Origin of the sequence: Pedobacter sp. AK017, from assembly GCF_014200825.1 — a bacterium.
Lineage (GTDB): Bacteria > Bacteroidota > Bacteroidia > Sphingobacteriales > Sphingobacteriaceae > Pedobacter > Pedobacter heparinus.
Genome location: NZ_JACHCW010000009.1, coordinates 32,734 through 54,424 on the forward strand (window position 1 = coordinate 32,734; position 21,691 = coordinate 54,424).

The window sequence follows — 21,691 nt, forward strand, 5'->3', positions numbered from 1 at the left end:
TGCTTTAGTAATTGGAATGTGTATGCAATCGAAATATTTACTGATAACTGTTGATGCGCGGCTGTTACACATTAAAAATCTGAAATCCTAGCGTGGCAGAAGCGTAGGAAAGGCGATTATTTGGCGGTTCTTAAGCCCTGGGCAAACTCGTCTGGCAATAGGCTATCTTCAATTGATTTTGCCGAGGCATCTACATCATATTCTACTCTTCTAAATTCAACATAAATGCTGTCCTTGTCATTCGTGGAACTTGTCGGCTTTAATGAAATGATTACATAGCAACCTCTTGGATCACCATCTTTTGGTTTTCCAACTGAACCCAGGTTGATCACGTGTTTGAATTTTCCCTCAGCGTTTTCTAAGATCCGGTGGTAGGGCTTGTGGGAGTGCCCGATAAATAACATATCTGCACCTGCTTCTTCAAGCATTTTCAAAACATAGTTCTCATCAGTGTCTATCAACACATATTCGTCTATGGTTCTAGTACTGCCATGCGCAAATACAAGATTGAGTTTTTCTTCGTTAAGCCTAAATTCTAACCTGAAGTGCGCCGGAAGTGTTTTCAGATATTCCCTGTTGTCCTCGCGGATTAAATGATAGGCATATTTTTTACCCGCTTCATTTAGACTTTCAGTAGTGGTAGTAATTTTTTCAACCTTTTCATCGTGATTACCTTTTAATGTTGCAATTCCCCGCCTGCGGATTTCGTCTATCACTTCATTTGGATAGATATGATAACCAACTAAATCACCCAGGCAATAGATTGCATCCGGTTTTTGGGTGTCCAGGTCTTTTAGCATTGCGTCAAATGCCAGAATATTGGCATGTATGTCTGAAAATAGTGCAATTTTCATATTTGAGAAAGTGTTTAGAATGGTCTTTAGTTTGTGGTTTCTGCAACTTTATAATACTTTTTACGGAACCAGAAGGCAAGGTTGACAAGTGCAATCAATGCAGGTACCTCCACAAGTGGCCCTATAACACCTGCAAATGCCTGACCCGAATTAATACCGAATACACCTATTGCCACTGCAATTGCCAGTTCAAAGTTATTACCTGTAGCAGTAAAGGCAATAGAAGTACTTCTGGAATAATCTGCTCCAAAGTATTTGCCTGCAAAAAAGCTGATGACAAACATGATGGAGAAGTAAATCACCAGTGGTATAGCAATACGAACTACGTCCATCGGTATCTGCACAATTAAATTACCTTTCAAGCTGAACATAATTACAATTGTAAACAGCAAAGCGATTAACGTAATAGGTGATATAAATGGCACAAATTTGCTACTGAACCATTCTTCGCCTTTAAGCTTAATGAGTGCATATCGGGAAATAATGCCCATTGCAAATGGAAGACCCAGATAAATGCCGACGCTTTTTGCGATCTCGCCAATGGTAATATTTACTTCCAGGCTTTTAAGACCAAAAAACGGAGGCAATACCGTAATGAAAACATAGGCAAACACGCTGTAAAGTAAAACCTGAAAAATACTGTTCAAGGCGATCAGGCCAGCGGCATATTCACGGTTACCCTCGGCTAGTTCGTTCCATACTACCACCATAGCTATGCAACGTGCAAGACCAATCAGGATCAGCCCAACCATATATTCAGGATAATCTCTAAGAAAAGTTATGGCTAAAAAGAACATTAAAAGCGGGCCGATCACCCAATTCAGCACCAAGGAAACACTGAGCACTTTGGTGTCTTTGAATACTTCTCCCATCTTTTCATACCTCACTTTAGCTAGTGGCGGATACATCATCAATATTAGCCCGATTGCCAAAGGAATATTAGTTGTTCCACTTGAAAATGAATTGATGAAACCGGATGAAGATGGGATAAAGAAGCCGATACCTACTCCAATGGCCATTGCTATAAAGATCCATAATGTTAAATAACGATCTAAGAAGCCAAGCTTTTTTCTTTCTGCCACGGGGGCACAGTTGTTTGCACTCATTATTTATGATTTGATATGCTGGTTCACAAAATCAGCTGAATAGGTTTTGATCATGTCACGCACCCTTCTGAATTCATTGATGATTTCCTCTGGCGTTCCGGTAGCCTTTGCAGGATCAGGGAAATTGTAGTGGAAACGCTCCACCTTGCCAGGAAAGAAAGGGCAGGCTTCATTGGCGTTATCGCATACGGTAATCACCGCATCAAAATCGATTCCTACATATTCATCTACATTGTTCGAGGTATGCCCGGAGATGTCAATGTGGTCTTCTGACATAACCTGAATGGCTTTCGGATTTACACCATGAGTTTCTATCCCGGCGCTGTAGATTTCTGCCTGATCCCCGGCAAAATGCCTCAAATAACCTTCTGCCAACTGGCTTCTGCAACTGTTTCCCGTGCAGAGTACTAATACTTTTTTCATTCTTAAATTTTAATCTTGTCCTGTTATTTTACTTCTTCTTTCCATCAGCATTGTATCTCGCCATATCCCGTCCATTTTTGCTACCTTTTCCCGATACCCAATTGTGCGGAAGCCCATTTTTTCATGTAAGGCAATACTCGCCAGATTTTCCGGAAAGATGCCAGACTGCAATGTCCATATATCACTGGTCTCGCTTTCAGTGATCAGCTTTTGTAGTAGTGCTTTACCGACTCCTTTACCCCGATAACCTTCGTGTATGTAAACACTGACTTCAGCTACACCCGCATAAACACATCTTGATGAGACGGGCGATAGCGCTGCCCAGCCAGCAACAATGCCGTCAATTATCGCAATATATCTAAGTGCTGAAAGGTGTCCCTTATCCCAATCTTCCCAGCAAGGTGCATCAGTTTGGAATGTAGCCTGCTTCGTCGTAATGCCATGCAGGTATATGGTTCTTACCTCTTCCCAATGGTCTGGGCGTAGTTCTACGATCTCCATACTCTTTTTAGCAGCAACCCGAACCTGGTTCACAAGTCTGTCCGGCACCTGCAAGATTCACCATTTGTAATTTTGGTTTTTCTGTTTTCACAGCTGGCGCACAACATTCTTCGCCTGATTCGGTTGTTCCGCAACTTCCGCCCCGGCCGATGGCTTTACACTGGGTAAAATCAGGGATGAGGTTAACGATTAAGTTGTCGCCTTCTATCAGAAATTCACCCGGATACATCTGTCTGGTATCGAATTGTGAATTCCCAAATTCGATTTTGACTGTTCCTAGCGGATTAAGCGGCAATGACTTTTCAACAAGCTTTACAATTGACAGTGCTTTGCTGACCTGCATTGCCCTTTCACTATCTTGTACAGATGGTTCCCAAAGCTGTACGATAATTTCTGTCCAGGTGTTCATTTTTCCGCCACAATCAACAGATACAATCGGTGCCTGCTTGATCTCGGTAATGTGATAAGATGCGTCAACCCATTTGCCTTCCGCATATTGGAATTGAAGGGTTAAATCCGGATGTTGTTCTAATGTGGCTTTAAATGTTTGCCAGTTTGTCAATTCTGTAGGCTCCATAATATTGCAATTTAACGATTGATGTGATTAAAAAAAGGTTAACAGCAGGTAGTCTCGCCCTTGTAAGAGCCCAAGAAAGCACCCAATTGTTCTTCCAGTAATTTCCAGGTTTTAGGATTGATGCAGTAACAAACGCTTACGCCTTCAATGGTACCCTGAATAATTCCTGATGTTTTAAGTTCTTTCAAATGTTGTGAAATGGTTGCTTGCGCAAGGCCAAGTTCACCTACCAAGTCCCCGCAAATACAGGTATTCGATATGATGATCCTTTGCAGGATGGCAATACGCGCAGGATGCGCAATCGCTTTCAGCAATGTAGAAAGCTGGTTCTGCTCGTCGGTGAATATTTCTGATTTTGTAAGTCCCATAATTTTATATTGCAATATTACGATAGATATTTAAGAATGCAAAATTTTGTTTCATTTATTTTCCTCATATCACTCTACTTACCAACTAGGCAAATTTTATCGAACGCTGTGGAAATGAAGCATATGATTTACAGACCACTATAAGTCATAAATGCGACCATGATCAAGAGACAAGTATCAAACCAACATTACTAAAGTATTCAATAAAATCTGGCAAAAACTTATTCTATCAACTGGCTAGTAGAAATTACTTTTGCTTTTATAGCAAGGTTTAAACGTCATGGACTTCATCAATTTTCTCTTGGAAGCCATATTTATTACACTATTAGCCGTGAAGATTGTTTACTTTGTTTTCATCAGATGCATCAATAACACAATGCACATCAAGATAATAAGCCCGGTCAAAATCTCAACAAGAACAGTGGAATGATAATACTGTCTGCTGTCAAGTTGCTTTCTTGTACTGTGATATCTCAAATAAGAAAACGCGATTGTTACCCCGCCAAGTCAGACAAGCATAATGCCTATCAGTGTGAGTAGCCAGGTTGTGGCGCAACTATTGGTGCCCAAGGGCAATGCCGATCTGCCTGACAAAGAGTGAAAATTTCACGACTACGAAGCCAAAGCCCATTATGCCTATGCTTGTTCGTATCCATGCCAGAAATGTCCTTTCATTGGCCAAATGATCACCAGCATTTCCTCGAAGTGGTTTATTATTAGCATCCATAATTACTCATTAAACAAGTTCAACGGTTGAAAGTTTAAAACAGCTATTTGCTGAGCTTGTCAATAAAAGCAGAAACTTCAGGGTTTCCATAATCTGCACCACCCACATGATGGAATGCAATGCCTCCTGCGCGATCTAAAATGACTGTAGTAGGCATTGAGCCTGAGAAATACTCCTGCGGAACCTCACTAGCTGGCACATACACAGGTAAATCAAATTTACGTTTCTTCATAAACGCAGTTGAAGCATCAATTTTACTATCCACATCCACCAAAAGAAAAACTACCTTCTCATTACTCTTATATTTAGCACGTAATTTATTGATCGAGGGCATTTCTGCAATACAAGGTGGACACCAGGTCGCCCAAAAATTCAGAAAGACTACTTTGCCTTTAAGTCTTGAAAGGTTGATGGTTTTACCGGTAACATCCGTAAAGGAGACCTCCGGAGGTTGAGCCGCCTGAGCAGCATTCGAAACCTTGCCTGCCACTTCTTTCGGAATGTCAGGTTGAAAAAGCCCTATCTTCATTAATCCTTGAATTACTGTTCCTTTCAGATCGGGACTGAAAAACATCGCAATCAAAAACACCCCAAGCACTGCCGTACTTAAATTCGAGAAAGAGTACCACTTTTTTTTGGGAGGATTTATTGAAGGATTAGTAGTTTCCGTTTTTTGTTCCATATTGCTATTAATATCATGTTTTAACTGTTACGCAGGCTAAACAAGTGTGAAAGATGCTTCCTTATGTGGCCGATAAGGATGATGCTGCTGCAAGTAGTCGGTAACCGCTTTTATCACATCAATGTCCAGGTCTCTTCTGTTGTGACCAATATTCTCCGGTACGCCCTGGCTGGTTATAAACGCTACCTTATAAGTTTGTTGTTTATCGAGTGCCTGATCACCAATAAATACCTGTTGTATACGGTGCCCCTTTGGATTCTCGATTCTCAAATAAACATGCAGCCCAACTGCACGCTTTACATAACCGCCCATCTGTAACATGGGTTCTGATGAAAACGTCCTTTCCAGGTTTTCTTCCAGCATTTTGATGATCTCCGATCCGGTCAGTTCCACTACAGACACCGGCGGGTTCATTGGAACTATGTTATAGAGATCCCAATTGGTCAGCTTGCCAGGAGCAACCGGAATACCATACCTCCAGCCATTTGAAAACGCGACGCTGGTTTTAGCGGCACCACAAATCGATCGAAGTAAAAGATCGTCCATCGACGAACCAAGTGTATTATACCTATGCAACAGCCCTGTTGTTTCACCAACAATTTCGCCTTTCAGGTGCTGATAAGGCTTCATAATTTCCTCGATCATCTCTTTAGTCTGCATATCTTCTTCTATGGCATCGGTTACCGGCACCAGCTGATACTTGTAGTCGCTGATCTTCCCTTTATCAATGAAAAGATCAAGTTTTCCAAGAAACGCACCATGGCATCCGCACTGGATGATGATAGATTCTCCGACCAACGTCGGTTCAAATAACCTGTTATGGGTGTGGGCGCTCAAGCACACATCGATTCCAGGAATTTCGCTGAGCATTTTGATATCCTGGGGATAGCCGTTATGCGATAAGAGAATTATCAGATCGGCACCCTCTTTCTTCACGACCTGAGTCGCATCGGGAAGTTCTTTCATCCCATCTGTAACGGTGATCCCATCGCTGAATTCTTTGGGCATGGTCTTGTCGATGATGTTTGAACAGATCCCAATCACCCCGATCTTTAGGCCACCTGTTTCAATAATCCTGTATGGATCGAGCAGTAGCCCAGCATCCTTTTTATAAACGTTGATGCCCAGAACCGGATAGCCCATCCCGGCCTGAAGTTTCAGCAATTGTTCAGCTCCATAGGCAAAGTCCCAATGCCCCACCATCGCACTGAATCCAAATGCTTTGAGCAGCGGCATTATGGCCTCACCCTTGCTCTGGATCAATGGGAGTGTACCATGAAAAGTATCCCCACCGTCAAAGACGAGCGTATGCGGATTTTCGGCTTTCATCTGTTTAACCAGCGTCATGATCCTGGCGTATCCGCCTGCAGTTCTGATCAGTTTCTCTTTCCCCTCAAAAAAAAGTTCTGGATGGGGTTCCAGGTATCCGTGTACATCGTTCAAATAACCTATTGATAGTTTCATAGATTGCTGATTAAGGATGAACAATTACCCAGCCCTGTGCAGACCTTATAATAATCTCCCCATTTCCACTGGGCACATAACTGATAAAATCAAAAAGGTCTTTCTTATCGATCTTTCGCTCTCTGAGCGTATTTTCACACTGGGCGAGGATTACACCCTTCTGGGAAAGGTCTTTTAGCGGCTCCTGATACTTACCTGTTTTGTAATATGCTGCAACCCCTTCACCGAATACGATGAGTTCAATTTCCAGCTTGCCTTTCAGGCGCGGATCATTCAGGGCATTGTTGATGTTCCTGATGATTCCGGCGATCTTCTTTTCTTCGCCGCTATTGAGCACATACAATGCCTTATAATGCTTTTTAGTTGCTTTTGCACCCTTAAAGCTGTCCACCGGAGCAGCTGTTTGTGCGGAAAGGGGATTTGACACCCATAACAGGGCAATGCTGAACAAAAGGGCTTTAAAACATTTCATTTTTGCGTTGGACTAATTCTAATGTATAGATAAACCATAAAAAGACCGTTTTGTTGGAACGGTCAAAATTTCATCGTTATTTGATGATCAACTGAATTGTTTGATCGCCTCACCAATATCAAATACCGGCACTTTACCTTTCTTTTCAGCCTCGATCATCGAACTGGCTGCCGCACTCCGGTATCCACCTGCGCAATGTACCGCGATGGGCTTACCGTTCGGGATCTCATCAATCCGGTCTCTTAGCTCACCAAGCGGAATGGGAATGCTGTCCTTGAATATCTTGTGTTCCTTGACCTCGGATTCATTTCTGACATCGACAATAGTGTATTTCCCGGTATCATTTCGGAAGTCCTGGAGATCCAGCGCTTCCATTTTGAGCTCGCCACCTCCGGCAAAATATGCGCCCTTGATCTGTCCCTCGTAACCGATGGAAGCAGTACGGGCAATCAATTCCTTTAGTGTCGCCTCATCCTTAGCCTTCAGGTAAAAGGGTTCTTCCGGGCTGATGATACTCCCCAGCCAGGTCTCAAACTTGGTACCTTCCATGATATTGACCGAATGCTGCTGGTGAGCGGCTTTGAACTCCGTGTCCTTCCTGCTGTCAATGATCCAGGTATTCTCCTGCTCTTCGGGATTGCCTTCGCTTATCGCTACCTGAGCTACCGAAGGCTGGAAATCAGCCGCACCTTTTTTGTTCAACGCTACATCATAAGGAAAATAGGCTGGTATAAATGGCTGGTTGGAAGTCAGCTCTTTGACAAATTCCTGTTCGGTCATCTCTTTCAATGACCAATTGGTTTTCTTTTCTTCACCCATAGTGCTGCTGTTGGCCTCCCTAAGCGCCTTGCCGCAAAGCGTTCCTGCCCCGTGCGCTGGATAGAGCACCACATCATCGGACAGTTTCATCAGCTGATCCCTTAAAGAATGGTACATGTGGGATGCCAGGTGCATTCGCTCAGCATTTACATCACCACCACTTTCGCGCAGGTCAGGCCTGCCGCAATCACCGATGAAAAGCGTATCTCCAGAGAACAGCGCCTTGTCAATGCCCTCATGTTCCAGCACGATACAGATACTGTCTGGCGAATGGCCGGGAGTATTTAGTGCCCTGAGCTTGATCTTCCCGATTTCCAGCACATCGCCCTGGTCAAACGACAAGAACGGATAGGCAGGCTGAGTCAGCTTGCTCGCGTAGATGGGTGAACTGGTCTGTTTGTGAATTTCAAGGTGCGAACTCACAAAATCCGCGTGCGGATGGGTTTCAATTGTACCTATGATCTCCGCATTGTTTTCCTTTGCGTAATCATAATAAGGCTGTGGATTTCGTGCGGGATCAATTAAAATCACTTTGTTTTCACATTCGCTTAAAATAGCGTAACTATAATGGGATAAAAATTTGTCTTCAAACTGCTTTATCTTCATAATTCTGAAATTTTTATTTTTTATTTTTTACTACACAGGTATTGATGCCTAATAACACATAGAGCGGACAAAAGCTCATAAAACTTGTAAGGATAAAAATCCCGGAAATCACCAATAGAATGATGGCCGTTGTGCCAGAAATAAGGTGTGTAAAATAAAGCACGATGATTGCCATGGCAATTACTATTCTTATTGACCGGTCGAGGGTGCCCATGTTGTTTCTCATATTGCTTAATTTTTTGGTTACAAACAAATTTACCACATCAGGGATTGAACGTCGGTGACTTTGGTCACACAGCCATTACCTGCTATAAAGATTTTTCGTAGTTCGGATCAAAGTTTATGGGAGATAAGAAGTGAAGCAGTAAAGTCCTTGCGTACCGAAAATTGAAAGCAAAAAGCGATATCACCGGAGATACTGTTAAGCCGATTATACTCCACTGCTGGCTGCTGTCAAATACCATAAAAGCTATAATGCCCGCTGTCACCAGTTCAGCTATGATCAGTACATAGCTAACATACATTGCCGCCCAGAAAAAGCCTGGCTCGATCTCGTACTCCAGGTTGCAATTGGAAAAATGGCTGTGCATTCTTGAATACTTATAGCTGAACATAGAAGTTTCATAGATATCTCCATGACGACACCTGGAGCATTTGTGATTGATTACTGCCAGAAGCTTGGTCATATCTTTTTCGTTGATGACTTAAGCGGATACCCCTTGCTCACCCAGTCAGTTCTTAGGTTGGTCGGCAAATTCAAAAGCATTGCCTTGGAAAATTTTTGTGCTTTCAATAGGTTGAATGCCGGCCGTATATTGGGACAGCGATCAAACGGACAGCAGCCGCAATACACTACGATCAGTTCATTTTTAGGCAGGGTCTTAACGATCTGGCCAAACCTGGCAAGGTTTTCCTTTTCACTTGCCGCTCCCATGTTGATTGCTCCGGGGATATCGTCCACTACGCCGATGTTATAGATACGAACTTTCCTGCCTTCTTTAATCATCGAGGCGAGCTGGGCAGGCTGCATCAACTGGGCATTCGTCCAGGGGTTGGATTGTAAAGTTGGGGTCGGGCTCACCTGAGCCTGGCTGCTCAGTCCAGTAGATATCAATAGCGCGGAGGCAGCAAATATTTTAATCAGGATCTTTCTCATAGGTCTTTATCAATGTGGTAATTTATTTTTGATCAGTCCGTACAGGTAAGTACCGGCAACCGCACCGAAAGCTACAACAACCATTCCGAGATAACCGTAGCCAATGTTTACGAAAATCGGCCCTGGGCATGCACCTGTGAGCGCCCAGCCCAAACCAAAAATTGTCCCGCCGATCAGGTATTTCTTCCAGGCCATATCCTTATCCTGAAATTTGATCTCTTCGCCACTAAGATCCTTTAAACGGAATTTCTTAATCAGGTAAACAGCAACCACACCCAGGATGACGGCTGTACCAATGATCCCAAACATATGGAAGGATTGGAAGCGGAACATCTCCTGTATCCTGAACCAGGATATGGCCTCGGACTTTGCCATCACAATACCGAACAAAATCCCGGTGAGTATATATTTTAAAAACTTCATGGTTAAAAAAATAAGGGGAATAAAAGGTGGGTCATGGCAAGCCCGCCGATAAAAAAGCCGATTACCGCAATCAGCGAGGGCACCTGAAGATTAGAAAGGCCACTGATTGCATGGCCGGATGTACATCCGCCAGCATAGCGAGATCCAAAACCGACCATCACGCCTCCAAACAACAACAATAAAATCACTTTTGGAGAGGCAAGTGAATTGATCGAGAACAGCGTCTCAGGATTCAGCCCGCCATCAAAACCGATGCCCAGCTTAGCGAGATCACTAACGGTTGAAGCTGAAAGCTGTAGCGGCTCATCACTTTTAAGTAAAGTGGCGGATATAAATCCACCTATAACAGCACCGGCTAAAAAAAGCAGGTTCCATCGCTGGGCTTTCCAGTGGAAATCAAAAAATTTCACTTTTTTACCCGCGCCGGCCATGCTGCATAGGGTACGAAGGTTTGACGAGAAGCCGAACGATTTTCCGAAGTACAGCAGAATCACCATAATAAGGGCAATGATAGCGCCCGAGGTGTACCAGGGCCAGGGTTGTTTAATGATTTCAAGCATAAGTTTATCTTTGTTCAAATATCCGCATTCAAGATCTGGTACTCTGTGACTAAAGTCACCTAGACAAATGGAAAAAACCTTCCCGTTCTGATTTTATAGGCAGAGTATTCTGCGAACCTCTGCGTCAGCAGCCCTTCCTCATAACGCGACTTAAAATAAAACAATAACAGCAGCACAATGGAAATGGTCAACCTGGATAAACTGTCAGAGAACAGGGAATAAGAAAAAATAAAGACGATTATACCAGTGTAAATTGGATGGCGGGCGTACTTGTAAAGACCAGTTTGTATGAGGGTACCATTTTGGCTTGGGGAAGGAAACGGCGTGAGGTTACTTTTGAGTTGCAGGATAGCTACTAAGGATATGAGCACCCCTGCAATTGCGGGGATCAACGCAAGTTTGCGGTAAGACCCGGCAATGCCGATCTCAATCAGGGGCGGCACTAAGATAAAAGCGACCAGTAGGCAGAGCTGGGCGGCTACATATATCAAGTCTTTTACTTTTGTGCGTTCAAACATTGATTAGTTAGTTAATTAAGAAATAATTCTTTGGTCAGTATATACAGACCCATCAGCATCACAAACCATCCGAATCCTTTTTTAAGACTGGCTCCAGGTATTTTCTTATTGATCAGTCCCCCAATAATGATCCCAGCAATTGCAATACCAGTAATTTTTAAAAGGAAAAACCAGTTGATGGTAAAATGTCCCAGATCACCGGTAAAACCAATCAATGAGTTCAGCGCAATAATCAAAAGCGAAGTGCCAACCGCCTCCTTCATGGGCAAGCCAACCAGCAGCACCAGGGTTGGGATCAGCAGAAAACCGCCGCCCGCACCGAGAAGTCCCGTAGCCAGACCAATTGCCACCCCGTAAAGCAAAAGGGTGAACAGACCAGCGGGTTTAGCAGGGACAGGTTCCTTTTCCAATGAATCGTTGTCCCTGATCATTGCAACGGCTGCTGTTAGCATCAGGATAGCAAAAAGCACCATGGTCATGATGTTTTCGGTAACCTCAAAACTGCCGATGTAAAAAAGGTGTTTTGGAATTGACGGTATGAGGAATTTTCTGGTTAAAAAGACTGTACTGATTGACGCGGCGCCAAACATTAAAGCCGTCTTCACCTTGACAAAGCCATTCCTGAAATTCTGGATGGCGCCGACCAAACTTGTTGAACCTACTATGAAAAGGGAATAGGAAGTAGCCAGTAAAGGGCTGACGCCGAAAAGATACACCATTACCGGAACGGTCAAGATTGATCCGCCACCTCCAATGAGTCCTAGGGAAATCCCAATTAGTGCGCTGGCAAAGTATGCAAAGATTTCCATGGTCTGATCTGTATAACAAAGATGCAGGCATTAAAATCATGGGACGGTGACCTAAGTCACACAGGCTTATTTTAGATATTCAATAAAATTGCGGTGAAGCACCACATCGCCCCGCTGTTCCATTTTTTTGAGTAGCCTTGAGATCACCTCCCGCGAAGAACTCAAATCAGATGCAATTTCACTATGGGTAATCACCAGTTCCCTTGTCCCTAGATCCCGGTACTGTTTATCCAGATAGAATTCCAGGCGTTCATCCATACCTTTGAATGCGATGTGGTCAATCACCACGAGCAGTTCCTCAAAGCGCATCCTGTAGGTCTCCATGACGAAATAATACCAGGTCCTGTACTCTTTCATCAGCGTGTCCATCAGCGCTATGGGGATCATCAGAACCTTGGTGTCTTCCACGGCCGTGGCCATCACCTGACTGGTCTCCTGCTTGGTGGCACAGATCATCGACAGTGCACAGGCATTTCCTGGCTGGAGATAGTACATAAAGAACTCCTTCCCTTCCTCTCCCTCTCTATAAAGCTTGACCATTCCCTCCACGATCAACACAGTTGAACGCATATTCTGGCCCGTTGTCATCAGCATATCGCCGGCCTGGAAATCACGGATCACGGCATTTTCCGCCAACACCTTTTTCAGTGCCGGTTCAAAATTGGGAAAGAGCTTTTCGAGAAAATCGCTTGCGGTCATTGGTAAGAATTTGAGGTTTCTGTAAAGATAACGAAGAAATATGAATGCTTGATATTCTTTAGTGTGCCTTAGTTAATCATGATAAAAAAACGGAAACCTAATTAAGGTCCGAACGGGTGATATTATTTTAAGATGGCAGTATGGTAACCGATGTGATCTTCATATCGGATCGCCATGTCATCCGCTATCAAACAATCTGGTCCAGCAAGCTGTAACATATTATTAAATCACCAGTGTATATGTTTTGGTGAAAATATACACACCAAAACATATACACATGTTGACTTCTCGGTTATTCTTTCGGCTTCTTCTTGTTCAGGTAAACACAGCCATACATCTCGTAAATCTTTGATAACGGAAGTTCTGGGCTTTCTTTTTGGGTAAACCTACGTTGATATTTTTTCTTGAAATCCCTACTAAGGGGGTCTGCTACAGAACCGCCTGCAATGTTGGCTAAACGTTCCAAATCCTTCAAGAAACTGTGTGACAGAAGGTTTTCGAAGGGTACACTTTGATACAATTCAGCCTTTAACATATTGATTGTTAAAGGCTGAATTATTTTTCATTTTCTCAAAACTTTTCATGAATTTATGAAGTGGATAGGTATTAACCTTATTATAACTTCCAGAATCTAAGCCCTATCCAACCATTTGCTAACAAAATGCCAGCTATCAGCAGTAAAGATAAGGCAGTCAGGATAAGAATACCTTGTTTATACCGGCTCGTTATAGTTTTTAATTTTTTAATAAGTACCAAGGCATTTATTAAGGTAGAGATGCCAAACAAGGTTAACCCCATAAAAATTGAAATTGATGTTGCAGAGGGTACACCAAGCTGAAAAAGTAGGTAACTGTTGTTATAGATATGCATAAATGCATAAATGCCCCAACTTAATAAAACCAAGCTGAGCATGGGTAGAATGAAAAAATGTAGTGACTTAGGCTTTTGCCTTTTAATGAGGATATAACCTATAGCAATTATCCCAGAAAAAACAGCGTATAACCCAAAAACCAGAGCCAGGATGATCATAATAAGCCAGCTAAATGCTTTTGATAGAGGTACCTTTTCGGTGTAATGTTTATTGACGATCATGACTTTTTTACCTTCGGCATTAATGGCAAAAGCGATCTCGGCCTGTGTCCCCCATCTTTCTCGGAAAACCAAAGGAGCAGTTTGTATCAGTTGGTGCGTTCGCCCTAAAATATTGTATTGTAAGGTATCGTTCTTGATCTCAACCTTAAGCAGCAACAGTCGATCTGCAAAAGCCAGTAAATTATACCTAGGATCCTCTTTTTGGTAATAACCTAGGTATGGTCTAAGCTCTTTTTTATTTAAGGGGATGCTAGTTAATGGTTCTGATTTTTTAATGTTGGAATATTTGTCAATTAGATACTGGTTGATTAGGGTTTCGATACTTCCCAGACCGTTGGCATTCGATGAAAGTACGAAACCATATCCCAACTTCCTATTATATCTGTAGCTGGATTTGCAGGTGCCTATGGTGCCATCATGCCCCCTGTTTGTCCCAAAATCTTCATTTCCCAACGCATATCCCGTCATTAACCCGGCAGTCGCTCCTATAGAACTGGTTGGACTTTCCATAAGTTCAAAGTTTTTTTTTGATAGTAAGCGACTGTCAAGGTTGATCAGGGATTGCAGGAATATATTCATCTCATCTGCCGAAGACCATAAGGAGGCTGCGGCACCGGGCAATAACGTTACTGAGGGCACTTCTTTGAGCTGACCTGAAGCACTTGAATATTCCCTAGTGTCGAGAAAGGGCATCCTGCTCCAGGTGTTAAAATTGGATACAGTCATACCTAAAGGGAGTAGAATGCTTTCTTTTAGGTATTGATCGTATTCCGTCCCACTGAACTTGCTAATGATATAGCCAAGGATAGCATAATTTACATTGCTGTAAGTATAGCGCTCTGAAGGTCTCCAGCGGCAGACCATTGATGCCTTTTGTTCTAACATCATTTCTTCAGAGCTATACTGCCGGCGTTCAAGGGTATACATTTTATTGAATTTGAAATCATCAAAGCCTGTGGTATGTTCGAGTAGATTCACCAACCTTACGGGGTACGTGTTTTCCCAGTTGTTTGTAAATGGGACCTCTGGGGCAAGATATCTTAGCCGGTCGGTGAGATTTAGCTTGCCTTGCTCTACTAACTTTAGTATCGCTATGGCTACGAACGACTTGGTAATGGAACCCATACGAAACAAGGTTTTGCTGTTTACAGCCCTCTTGTTTTTCAGGTCTGCATAGCCAAAACCACCTGAGAACAGTACACTATCTTTGGTAACGATACCCAGCATAAGACCGGGGATGTTCCGTTTACGAACAATATTCCGAATGGAATCTGTTAGTTGGGCTATGGAATTGGGCCTGAGTCTGGGCTGGCTGCTTGAGCTTATACAGCTCAGTACGCAGATCAATAGGGTGAAGAAAGTTTTCATTGCTGTTTTTATCCGAATATCAATTAATTGGCTTATATCAAGAGAAGACGGGGACGGATATGACCAAAGGGGATGCAGATGATAAAAAAAATGGGACGAAACGTTTGTCCACCGAATAACTATTTTGATCACTTTTTAAAGGTCATTGAACTTCGTTGATCTAATAGTTAATTTAAATGTTGGATATTTGATCTATGGAAATAGGAAAACACACATTCTCAAATATCTTTAAACGGGGAATAAAGATACATGTGATGTTTTTATCAGGTTTGTTTTTGATACTAGCTGTCATCACAATACAAAGTCCGGATTATAAACAGGTGGCTCCAAAGGCAATTCTGGTGTACCTGCTCATGGTGGCTTGTTTGTATTCGGGTAGGTGGCTTGGAAAGCAGTCTCCGAAGAAAATAAGATGGGTGTTTTTGGTACTACTTTTTTGTCTCCTAACAAGCTTTTTTTCTTTGATAGGTATATTTGGGATGGCTTATCTCCTTGGGTATAAAGATGGGGCAGATGTATCAGGATACGTGGTCATTACGACCTTATTGGTCATTCTTCATCTATTTGCAGGTGCGATCATTGCGATCATCAGGATGCTGACACGACAGCAAATTAATGAGAGCAGAATACTTCAGTATCAGGCAGAAACAGAATTGAATTTACTGACCAGTAAACTTAGTCCTCATTTCCTATTCAATACGTTAAATAACCTGTATGGTTTGTCGCGGGAAGAGCATACGAAGGTACCGGAATTACTGCTTAAGCTTTCTAACTTACTCAGTTACACCTTATATAGTTCGGATGAGCCATTTGTTAAATTGAAGGAGGAAGTAGATTGTATCCAGAATTTTATTGCACTGGAAAAGATAAGAATAGGGAGTAGATTGGTTCTGGAGGTCAATATTGGAACGTATGATCCAACCATCAACATTGTACCCATGGTGTTGATTGTTTTTGTTGAAAATGCGTTTAAACATGCCAAAAGCGCGGTCTATGGTCCAATAAATATATTTTTGAAACTATGGACCGATGTGGACTTTCTTCATTTTGAGATTGAGAATACAATGACAGGCCAGTCAGAAATTTCAGAAGATAAACCTTCCGGTATTGGGCTGGCTACAACGATAAAAAGATTAGATTTGTTGTACGGCAAAGCTTATCATCTGGAACATGGTGGGAAGGATAGCCGTTATTTTGTGAAATTAAAGACTCCTGTAAATGCAGCCTATTAAATGTTTAATTGTTGATGATGAGCCCATTGCCAGGAATCTGCTGATAGATTATTGTAGCTATTTAAGTGTGCTTGAGGTTGTTGCGGTATGTGAAAATGCTTTCGAGGCACGTGAATGTTTAATGAACCGAAAAATTGACCTTATTTTCCTTGACATCAATATGCCTTTGCTAGATGGGATCGGTTTCTTAAAAACCATTAAAAATGTGCCACGGGTTATTTTTACTACAGCATACCGGAAGTTTGCCGTAGCAGCTTTCGATCTCGCGGCCTGCGACTATCTTGTTAAACCATTTTCGTTAGACCGGTTTATTCAGGCGGTTGATAGAGTAAAAATGGATTTGACGCCCGAAAAGCAAGAAATGCCTAACGATATTGGGTATATTTTGGTTAGAGCAGAAGGCATAACCTATCAAGTGAAATTGGAAGAAATAATTTTTGCTGAAGCTAAGAAGAACTATACCCATCTATTCGGAGATTCCAGGGTAGTTAAACCAAAGCTTGCCCTGTCGGAAGTTGAAAAGTTACTTCCGCCGGCACAATTTATTCGTGTGCACCGCTCTTTCATTATTAATAAAGAGAAAATTAAACATATCGATGGTAACAGCATTTATGTTGATAAACATGTAATCCCGCTGGGTGGGAGTTTTAGGGAAGGTTTTTTAAAAAAAATTGGGGCAATAGATTAATTTCATTGGAAAAGTCATAAAATACTGTATCTCTGTCTATTTCGTTGCGTTAAAAGCTACACTTTAACATCCTGTACGGTTATGCCCGTCAGATTTTGCATGGTTTGCATAACTCAGCCTCCGGATTGGACATAATAGTTAATTAAAAGTAGCCACCATTAAAATGCGTTTAAATGGATAAAATACTGGTGCTTCCTGGAAATTATGGGCTAATCCTATTTTGTATGTTGCTATAAAATCTGTTTTTAACTTTTCAGGTAACTTTTCCAGGTATGGAATGAGTGCGGTGCCCGAAACCCAGTCGAACAATGCCGCAGTATCCTTCAAAATATGGGGGTATACTTTTTCAAAAACAATAATTTCTGAACCGCCATGATCAAAGAGTAGGTTTGCGTAGGATTCGATGTTTAGGACAGGAACACTTCTTATCCAGCCGTTCAATGCAGAGCAGTATGGTTCCTGTTGGGCCAGTGTACGTATAAACCGATGTGTAAAATGATCCTGATTGGAAGGAACCTGAACCACCAGCTGTCCACCTGGCTGCAGCATAGTTATAATGGTTGGTATCAGGGTCTCATGATTTTCCAGCCATTGTAAAGCTGCATTGGAGAAAACAAGATCGTATTTTAGACCCTCTTTAATCTGCTGTTCAATACTGCGCTGCTCAAAATTCAATTGGTTAGTTTTAAAGGTTTTGGCTTCTTTCAGCATTTCTGAAGAAGCATCAATGCCCAGTACTTGTGCAGTTGGCAAGTGATCTGTAAGCTGACGGGTCAGTTCACCTGTTCCACAACCCAAGTCAATTACATTTAGACCTGGCCTTACATTTATCAATGCCAGCAAGTCGTAAAATGGCGCAAAACGTTCCTGCTTAAACTTGTTGTATACTTCCGGGTTCCAGGGCATAATCTTGCTTTTAAAGGCAGTATGAAATACAAAGTAAAAAGAATCTATGGTAATTTAATGATGCCAGGCAGAATTATGTAAACTATTCGCATAATCCTGTAAAAATATCGCACGCCATGTGAACTATCTTTGTATAGTTAAATAAATACGACATGAACAAGAATGTAGAAACAATTTCGATGCCGGTGCTTGGAATGACCTGTGCAGCCTGTGCCGTTAGTATTGAATCTATGATAGCCGCCCAGGAAGGGGTAGATAAAGCTGCTGTTAATTACGCTACACAAACGGTACAGGTGAGCTATCATCCTGATGTGATACAGCCGGATGCTATGCAAAAAGCAGTTCAGTCTATTGGTTACGATTTAATTGTAGCGCAGGAAGGTGCTGCAGCATTACAGGAAGAGGCACAAAAGAACAATTACACCACACTTAAAAAAAGAATGGTCTGGTCGCTTATCCTTACCATTCCTGTGGTGATCATCGGTATGTTCTTTATGGATATGCCTAATGGTAATTATTATATGCTGGCCTTAACCACACCGGTGCTGTTCATTTTTGGCAGAAATTTCTTTATTAATGCCTGGAAACAGGCAAAATACGGAAAAGCGAATATGGATACCCTGGTGGCCCTAAGTACCGGTATTGCCTATCTTTTTAGCGTTTTTAACACTTTCTATCCCGAATTCTGGCACAGCAGGGGCTTACACCCACATGTATATTTTGAGGCTGCGGCAGTGGTAATTGTATTCATCATGCTGGGAAAACTGCTGGAAGAAAAGGCAAAATCAAATACCTCTTCGGCGATTAAAAAGCTGATAGGCCTGCAGCCTAAAACAGTTATTGTAATTACAAAAGACGGGGAAAAGGAAATTGCTGTTGCCGATGTACATGTTACTGATCAGATACTGGTACGTGCGGGAGAAAAGATCCCTGTAGACGGCGAGGTATATGAAGGAGGCTCTTATGTTGATGAAAGCATGATTACCGGTGAACCTGTTGCAGTAGCTAAAAAAGTGGGCGATAAGGTGTTTTCCGGAACCATTAATCAGAAAGGTAGTTTTAAATTTAAGGCAGAAAAAGTAGGTGGTGAAACCATGCTGGCCCAGATCATAAAACTGGTACAGGATGCACAGGGTTCTAAAGCACCCGTACAGAAGCTGGTAGATAAAATTGCAGGCATATTTGTACCTATAGTTATTTTAATTGCCATTATTAGCTTAGGTGCATGGCTGTTGTTTGGTGGCGAACATGCTTTTACACAGGGCTTACTTGCCATGGTTACCGTATTGGTTATTGCCTGCCCTTGTGCGTTGGGCCTGGCAACACCTACGGCAATTATGGTGGGTATTGGCAAGGGTGCAGAGCACGGGATATTAATTAAAGATGCTGAAGCACTGGAACTGGGCCATAAAGTAAATGCCATTATTTTAGATAAAACAGGGACCATTACTGAAGGCAAGCCGGAAGTAACGCATTTGGAATGGGCAGACGGAAAGGATAAAGAACTGTTGCAAAGTGTATTGATTGCTTTAGAACAGGCTTCAGAACATCCATTGGCCGAAGCCATTGTGCGTAAGCTGAAAACAGATGGTGTAAAAGGGTCTGCGGTAACTGATTTTGAAAGCCTGACAGGTAAAGGTGTTAGCGCAGTATTTGAAGGAGAAAAATACTGGGCAGGAAGCCATAAGATTTTAAAAGATCAGCAGATACAGGTGCCGGAAGCATTGCAGACAAAAGTTGATGAGCTGCAGCAGCTGGCACAAACGGTCATTTATTTTACCAATACAACACAAGTACTGGCCATGGTAGCTATTGCCGATCAGATCAAATCAGGTTCAGCCAAAGCAGTGAAAGCTTTAAAGGACGCAGGTATTGAAATATATATGCTTACCGGTGATAACCAGCAAACTGCGGCATCGGTCGCCGGGCAGTCGGGAATTGATCATTTTAAGGCCGAAGTATTGCCATCGGACAAAGCTGATTTCGTAAAGGAGCTGCAGGCGAAAGGAAAAGTAGTCGCAATGATAGGGGATGGGATCAACGACAGCCAGGCATTGGCCCAGGCCGATGTTTCGATTGCGATGGGTAGAGGCTCGGATATTGCCATTGATGTGGCTAAGATGACATTGGTATCTTCCGATCTGCAGCAGGTACCTAAAGCTTTACGCTTATCAAAACTTACCGTTAAAACCATCCGTCAGAACTTATTCTGGGCATTTATTTACAACCTGATCGGCATTCCGATTGCTGCGGGACTGTTGTATCCGATCAATGGGTTCTTATTGAACCCCATGATAGCCGGTGCGGCAATGGCACTTAGTTCAGTATCGGTGGTAGGAAACAGCCTGCGGCTGAAGCTGGCAAAACTGATATAATTTATACTCAGGATGATGAGCACCTTACTGGAATGATAAAAAAATGGTGCTTAACAAGAATATCAAACAACTACAATAACATAAATTAAGAATAATAAACATCATGGAAACACTAAAATTTAAAACAAATATCAAATGCAGCGGATGTATTGCAACCGTGACCCCTTTTTTAAACGACATTCCGGAGATTGCCAAATGGGAAGTTGATACCGATAATCCGGAGAAGATCCTTACTGTTGAAGCAAGTGACAACCTGGATGCCGAAACCGTGGTAAATACATTGAAAAAGGCAGGCTACGTAGCAAAAGAAGCGTAAGTTGCGCTTATAACGAAAATAGAACTTATAAGACGATATAAAAAAAGTACGGAATTATATAAAAATATATCCGTACTTTTTTCAATCTTTGATGAATAATGAAAAGGACACTGCTTACCATACTTGCCATTTTTTACCTGGGTGTATCCAGCGGGGCAAGTGTGCACTTTCATTATTGCATGGGCGAACTGGTAAGCTGGGGACTGGAAAAGCAATCCCGCAAGGTTTGCGATTTTTGTGGAATGCCAAAATCGGCAGCTAAAAAGAAATCCTGCTGCAAAGATGTTGAACAACAGGTTAAGGTTGAAAAATCCCAAAAAGTAAGCCAGACCGTTTATAAATTTGATCAGCTTTCAACAGCAGTCACCCTGCCTGAATTGTTTGCTGTTCAACAGGCGCCCGTACCTGTAAAAATTACCAGGGAAGCATTAAGCAATGCTCCGCCTGAGGGAGAGCGTATCCCTGTTTACCTAAAAAACTGTACCTACAGAATATAATACCCTCTTTCTTTGTTAATGCATGACACGTTCGTGTCCTGATTATGGTTTGCCATAATCTCAAAATTTATTTACAATTTTTCTTAAAAACAATCCTTATGAACTCATTTAGAATTCTTTCGGTAGTCGTGTTGACTTTCCTTGGCAGTGCTGTATTTGCACAATCTAAAACAGAAAAAATCAAAGTAGCAGGTAACTGTGGTATGTGCAAAAAAAAGATCGAAACTGCACTTAAAGTAAATGGTATAAGTACGGCAGACTGGAACAAAACTACAAAAGTGCTGACAGTAAGTTACGACTCTACAAAAATCAGTAACGATCAGATCCAGCAGAAAGTTGCAGCAGCAGGTTACGATACCCCTAAGTTTAAAGCGCCAAAAGAAGCTTACGAAAAGCTTGACGACTGCTGCCAGTACGACCGTACAGGTAAAGCAGGCGAAACACATTAACAAA

The 21,691-nt window shown here is 42.3% G+C and carries 28 protein-coding genes; 6 read left to right on the plus strand and 22 right to left on the minus strand.

Annotation, left to right across the window (positions count from 1 at the left end; genetic code table 11):
- Positions 1-116: 116 nt before the first annotated feature.
- The 21 genes from HDC92_RS13945 to HDC92_RS14045 all read right to left on the minus strand — a co-directional run bounded on the left by HDC92_RS13945 (position 117) and on the right by HDC92_RS14045 (position 15,224).
- Positions 117-854: a metallophosphoesterase family protein gene (locus HDC92_RS13945; protein WP_183875359.1), complete on the minus strand. Its 738-nt coding sequence runs from the start codon at positions 852-854 to the stop codon at positions 117-119.
- Between the two features lie 26 nt (positions 855-880).
- The gene (arsB, locus tag HDC92_RS13950) at positions 881-1,960 is read right to left on the minus strand and encodes an ACR3 family arsenite efflux transporter (protein WP_183875361.1); all 1,080 of its coding nucleotides are present in this window, start codon (positions 1,958-1,960) and stop codon (positions 881-883) included.
- A 3-nt stretch (positions 1,961-1,963) separates the two neighbouring features.
- A complete protein-coding gene (locus tag HDC92_RS13955; RefSeq protein ID WP_183875362.1) occupies positions 1,964-2,383 on the minus strand; it encodes an arsenate reductase ArsC in 420 nt (139 codons plus the stop codon).
- A 9-nt stretch (positions 2,384-2,392) separates the two neighbouring features.
- Positions 2,393-2,884 carry a GNAT family N-acetyltransferase gene (locus HDC92_RS13960; RefSeq protein WP_183875364.1) on the minus strand — a complete coding sequence of 164 codons (492 nt, stop codon included), beginning with the start codon at positions 2,882-2,884 and terminating at the stop codon, positions 2,393-2,395.
- 7 nt (positions 2,885-2,891) lie between these two features.
- Entirely contained in the window at positions 2,892-3,461 is a 570-nt protein-coding gene (locus HDC92_RS13965; protein ID WP_183875366.1) for a DUF6428 family protein, read from the minus strand.
- A gap of 38 nt (positions 3,462-3,499) precedes the next feature.
- Positions 3,500-3,829: an ArsR/SmtB family transcription factor gene (locus HDC92_RS13970; protein WP_183875368.1), complete on the minus strand. Its 330-nt coding sequence runs from the start codon at positions 3,827-3,829 to the stop codon at positions 3,500-3,502.
- A gap of 556 nt (positions 3,830-4,385) precedes the next feature.
- Positions 4,386-4,556, minus strand: a complete 171-nt coding sequence (locus tag HDC92_RS25375) for a DUF202 domain-containing protein (RefSeq protein ID WP_221270965.1) — start codon at positions 4,554-4,556, stop codon at positions 4,386-4,388.
- Between the two features lie 43 nt (positions 4,557-4,599).
- Positions 4,600-5,238 (minus strand): TlpA family protein disulfide reductase, encoded by a 639-nt coding sequence (locus HDC92_RS13980; protein WP_183875370.1) that lies wholly within the window; start codon positions 5,236-5,238, stop codon positions 4,600-4,602.
- Between the two features lie 36 nt (positions 5,239-5,274).
- A complete protein-coding gene (locus HDC92_RS13985; RefSeq protein ID WP_183875372.1) occupies positions 5,275-6,702 on the minus strand; it encodes a bifunctional metallophosphatase/5'-nucleotidase in 1,428 nt (475 codons plus the stop codon).
- 10 nt (positions 6,703-6,712) lie between these two features.
- Complete coding sequence (locus HDC92_RS13990) at positions 6,713-7,174, minus strand: DsrE family protein (protein ID WP_183875374.1); 462 nt, start codon at positions 7,172-7,174, stop codon at positions 6,713-6,715.
- A gap of 87 nt (positions 7,175-7,261) precedes the next feature.
- The gene (locus HDC92_RS13995) at positions 7,262-8,599 is read right to left on the minus strand and encodes an MBL fold metallo-hydrolase (protein ID WP_183875376.1); all 1,338 of its coding nucleotides are present in this window, start codon (positions 8,597-8,599) and stop codon (positions 7,262-7,264) included.
- A gap of 13 nt (positions 8,600-8,612) precedes the next feature.
- Positions 8,613-8,825, minus strand: coding sequence for a DUF2892 domain-containing protein (locus HDC92_RS14000; RefSeq protein ID WP_183875378.1), 213 nt, complete (start codon positions 8,823-8,825; stop codon positions 8,613-8,615).
- An 82-nt stretch (positions 8,826-8,907) separates the two neighbouring features.
- Entirely contained in the window at positions 8,908-9,285 is a 378-nt protein-coding gene (locus HDC92_RS14005; protein ID WP_183875380.1) for a DUF983 domain-containing protein, read from the minus strand.
- Positions 9,282-9,755 (minus strand): rhodanese-like domain-containing protein, encoded by a 474-nt coding sequence (locus tag HDC92_RS14010; RefSeq protein WP_183875382.1) that lies wholly within the window; start codon positions 9,753-9,755, stop codon positions 9,282-9,284. Before HDC92_RS14010 ends, HDC92_RS14005 begins: the two co-directional genes overlap by 4 nt.
- A gap of 9 nt (positions 9,756-9,764) precedes the next feature.
- On the minus strand, positions 9,765-10,178 hold the full coding sequence (locus tag HDC92_RS14015) for a DUF6691 family protein (RefSeq protein WP_183875384.1): 414 nt from the start codon (positions 10,176-10,178) through the stop codon (positions 9,765-9,767).
- Positions 10,179-10,180: 2 nt separating this feature from the next.
- Positions 10,181-10,756, minus strand: coding sequence for a YeeE/YedE family protein (locus HDC92_RS14020; protein WP_255484531.1), 576 nt, complete (start codon positions 10,754-10,756; stop codon positions 10,181-10,183).
- Positions 10,757-10,797: 41 nt separating this feature from the next.
- Complete coding sequence (locus HDC92_RS14025) at positions 10,798-11,256, minus strand: methyltransferase family protein (RefSeq protein WP_183875386.1); 459 nt, start codon at positions 11,254-11,256, stop codon at positions 10,798-10,800.
- Positions 11,257-11,267: 11 nt separating this feature from the next.
- Positions 11,268-12,065, minus strand: coding sequence for a sulfite exporter TauE/SafE family protein (locus HDC92_RS14030; protein ID WP_183875388.1), 798 nt, complete (start codon positions 12,063-12,065; stop codon positions 11,268-11,270).
- Between the two features lie 66 nt (positions 12,066-12,131).
- On the minus strand, positions 12,132-12,764 hold the full coding sequence (locus HDC92_RS14035) for a Crp/Fnr family transcriptional regulator (RefSeq protein ID WP_183875390.1): 633 nt from the start codon (positions 12,762-12,764) through the stop codon (positions 12,132-12,134).
- A gap of 292 nt (positions 12,765-13,056) precedes the next feature.
- Positions 13,057-13,299: a hypothetical protein gene (locus HDC92_RS14040; RefSeq protein WP_183875392.1), complete on the minus strand. Its 243-nt coding sequence runs from the start codon at positions 13,297-13,299 to the stop codon at positions 13,057-13,059.
- A gap of 80 nt (positions 13,300-13,379) precedes the next feature.
- On the minus strand, positions 13,380-15,224 hold the full coding sequence (locus HDC92_RS14045) for a serine hydrolase domain-containing protein (protein WP_183875394.1): 1,845 nt from the start codon (positions 15,222-15,224) through the stop codon (positions 13,380-13,382).
- 479 nt (positions 15,225-15,703) lie between these two features.
- Between HDC92_RS14045 and HDC92_RS14050 the strand changes: the two genes are divergently transcribed.
- Together HDC92_RS14050 and HDC92_RS14055 are read left to right on the plus strand one after the other, a co-directional pair.
- A complete protein-coding gene (locus HDC92_RS14050; RefSeq protein ID WP_183875396.1) occupies positions 15,704-16,456 on the plus strand; it encodes a sensor histidine kinase in 753 nt (250 codons plus the stop codon).
- Complete coding sequence (locus tag HDC92_RS14055; RefSeq protein WP_183875398.1) at positions 16,443-17,144, plus strand: LytR/AlgR family response regulator transcription factor; 702 nt, start codon at positions 16,443-16,445, stop codon at positions 17,142-17,144. Before HDC92_RS14050 ends, HDC92_RS14055 begins: the two co-directional genes overlap by 14 nt.
- 138 nt (positions 17,145-17,282) lie before the next feature.
- Here the strand turns inward: HDC92_RS14055 and HDC92_RS14060 are convergent, their stop codons facing one another.
- A complete protein-coding gene (locus HDC92_RS14060; RefSeq protein ID WP_183875400.1) occupies positions 17,283-18,050 on the minus strand; it encodes a methyltransferase domain-containing protein in 768 nt (255 codons plus the stop codon).
- Between the two features lie 152 nt (positions 18,051-18,202).
- On the opposite strand from HDC92_RS14060, the gene HDC92_RS14065 reads away from it, so the two are divergent.
- The 4 genes from HDC92_RS14065 to HDC92_RS14080 all read left to right on the plus strand — a co-directional run bounded on the left by HDC92_RS14065 (position 18,203) and on the right by HDC92_RS14080 (position 21,687).
- On the plus strand, positions 18,203-20,425 hold the full coding sequence (locus HDC92_RS14065; protein ID WP_183875403.1) for a heavy metal translocating P-type ATPase: 2,223 nt from the start codon (positions 18,203-18,205) through the stop codon (positions 20,423-20,425).
- Between the two features lie 103 nt (positions 20,426-20,528).
- On the plus strand, positions 20,529-20,741 hold the full coding sequence (locus HDC92_RS14070; RefSeq protein ID WP_015808864.1) for a heavy-metal-associated domain-containing protein: 213 nt from the start codon (positions 20,529-20,531) through the stop codon (positions 20,739-20,741).
- Between the two features lie 98 nt (positions 20,742-20,839).
- Entirely contained in the window at positions 20,840-21,238 is a 399-nt protein-coding gene (locus HDC92_RS14075) for an HYC_CC_PP family protein (protein WP_015808863.1), read from the plus strand.
- Between the two features lie 98 nt (positions 21,239-21,336).
- Entirely contained in the window at positions 21,337-21,687 is a 351-nt protein-coding gene (locus HDC92_RS14080; RefSeq protein ID WP_183875405.1) for a heavy-metal-associated domain-containing protein, read from the plus strand.
- Positions 21,688-21,691 lie beyond the last annotated feature (4 nt).

Excerpts from the sequence above, each read along its gene's own strand:
- HDC92_RS13945 (WP_183875359.1), bottom strand. The coding sequence starts at position 854 with ATGAAAATTGCACTATTTTCAGACATACATGCCAATATTCTGGCATTT.
- arsB (WP_183875361.1), bottom strand. The coding sequence starts at position 1,960 with ATGAGTGCAAACAACTGTGCCCCCGTGGCAGAAAGAAAAAAGCTTGGC.
- HDC92_RS13955 (WP_183875362.1), bottom strand. The coding sequence starts at position 2,383 with ATGAAAAAAGTATTAGTACTCTGCACGGGAAACAGTTGCAGAAGCCAG.
- HDC92_RS13960 (WP_183875364.1), bottom strand. The coding sequence starts at position 2,884 with ATGGAGATCGTAGAACTACGCCCAGACCATTGGGAAGAGGTAAGAACC.
- HDC92_RS13965 (WP_183875366.1), bottom strand. The coding sequence starts at position 3,461 with ATGGAGCCTACAGAATTGACAAACTGGCAAACATTTAAAGCCACATTA.
- HDC92_RS13970 (WP_183875368.1), bottom strand. The coding sequence starts at position 3,829 with ATGGGACTTACAAAATCAGAAATATTCACCGACGAGCAGAACCAGCTT.
- HDC92_RS25375 (WP_221270965.1), bottom strand. The coding sequence starts at position 4,556 with ATGGATGCTAATAATAAACCACTTCGAGGAAATGCTGGTGATCATTTG.
- HDC92_RS13980 (WP_183875370.1), bottom strand. The coding sequence starts at position 5,238 with ATGGAACAAAAAACGGAAACTACTAATCCTTCAATAAATCCTCCCAAA.
- HDC92_RS13985 (WP_183875372.1), bottom strand. The coding sequence starts at position 6,702 with ATGAAACTATCAATAGGTTATTTGAACGATGTACACGGATACCTGGAA.
- HDC92_RS13990 (WP_183875374.1), bottom strand. The coding sequence starts at position 7,174 with ATGAAATGTTTTAAAGCCCTTTTGTTCAGCATTGCCCTGTTATGGGTG.
- HDC92_RS13995 (WP_183875376.1), bottom strand. The coding sequence starts at position 8,599 with ATGAAGATAAAGCAGTTTGAAGACAAATTTTTATCCCATTATAGTTAC.
- HDC92_RS14000 (WP_183875378.1), bottom strand. The coding sequence starts at position 8,825 with ATGAGAAACAACATGGGCACCCTCGACCGGTCAATAAGAATAGTAATT.
- HDC92_RS14005 (WP_183875380.1), bottom strand. The coding sequence starts at position 9,285 with ATGACCAAGCTTCTGGCAGTAATCAATCACAAATGCTCCAGGTGTCGT.
- HDC92_RS14010 (WP_183875382.1), bottom strand. The coding sequence starts at position 9,755 with ATGAGAAAGATCCTGATTAAAATATTTGCTGCCTCCGCGCTATTGATA.
- HDC92_RS14015 (WP_183875384.1), bottom strand. The coding sequence starts at position 10,178 with ATGAAGTTTTTAAAATATATACTCACCGGGATTTTGTTCGGTATTGTG.
- HDC92_RS14025 (WP_183875386.1), bottom strand. The coding sequence starts at position 11,256 with ATGTTTGAACGCACAAAAGTAAAAGACTTGATATATGTAGCCGCCCAG.
- HDC92_RS14030 (WP_183875388.1), bottom strand. The coding sequence starts at position 12,065 with ATGGAAATCTTTGCATACTTTGCCAGCGCACTAATTGGGATTTCCCTA.
- HDC92_RS14035 (WP_183875390.1), bottom strand. The coding sequence starts at position 12,764 with ATGACCGCAAGCGATTTTCTCGAAAAGCTCTTTCCCAATTTTGAACCG.
- HDC92_RS14040 (WP_183875392.1), bottom strand. The coding sequence starts at position 13,299 with ATGTTAAAGGCTGAATTGTATCAAAGTGTACCCTTCGAAAACCTTCTG.
- HDC92_RS14045 (WP_183875394.1), bottom strand. The coding sequence starts at position 15,224 with ATGAAAACTTTCTTCACCCTATTGATCTGCGTACTGAGCTGTATAAGC.
- HDC92_RS14050 (WP_183875396.1), top strand. The coding sequence starts at position 15,704 with ATGGCTTATCTCCTTGGGTATAAAGATGGGGCAGATGTATCAGGATAC.
- HDC92_RS14055 (WP_183875398.1), top strand. The coding sequence starts at position 16,443 with ATGCAGCCTATTAAATGTTTAATTGTTGATGATGAGCCCATTGCCAGG.
- HDC92_RS14060 (WP_183875400.1), bottom strand. The coding sequence starts at position 18,050 with ATGCCCTGGAACCCGGAAGTATACAACAAGTTTAAGCAGGAACGTTTT.
- HDC92_RS14065 (WP_183875403.1), top strand. The coding sequence starts at position 18,203 with ATGAACAAGAATGTAGAAACAATTTCGATGCCGGTGCTTGGAATGACC.
- HDC92_RS14070 (WP_015808864.1), top strand. The coding sequence starts at position 20,529 with ATGGAAACACTAAAATTTAAAACAAATATCAAATGCAGCGGATGTATT.
- HDC92_RS14075 (WP_015808863.1), top strand. The coding sequence starts at position 20,840 with ATGAAAAGGACACTGCTTACCATACTTGCCATTTTTTACCTGGGTGTA.
- HDC92_RS14080 (WP_183875405.1), top strand. The coding sequence starts at position 21,337 with ATGAACTCATTTAGAATTCTTTCGGTAGTCGTGTTGACTTTCCTTGGC.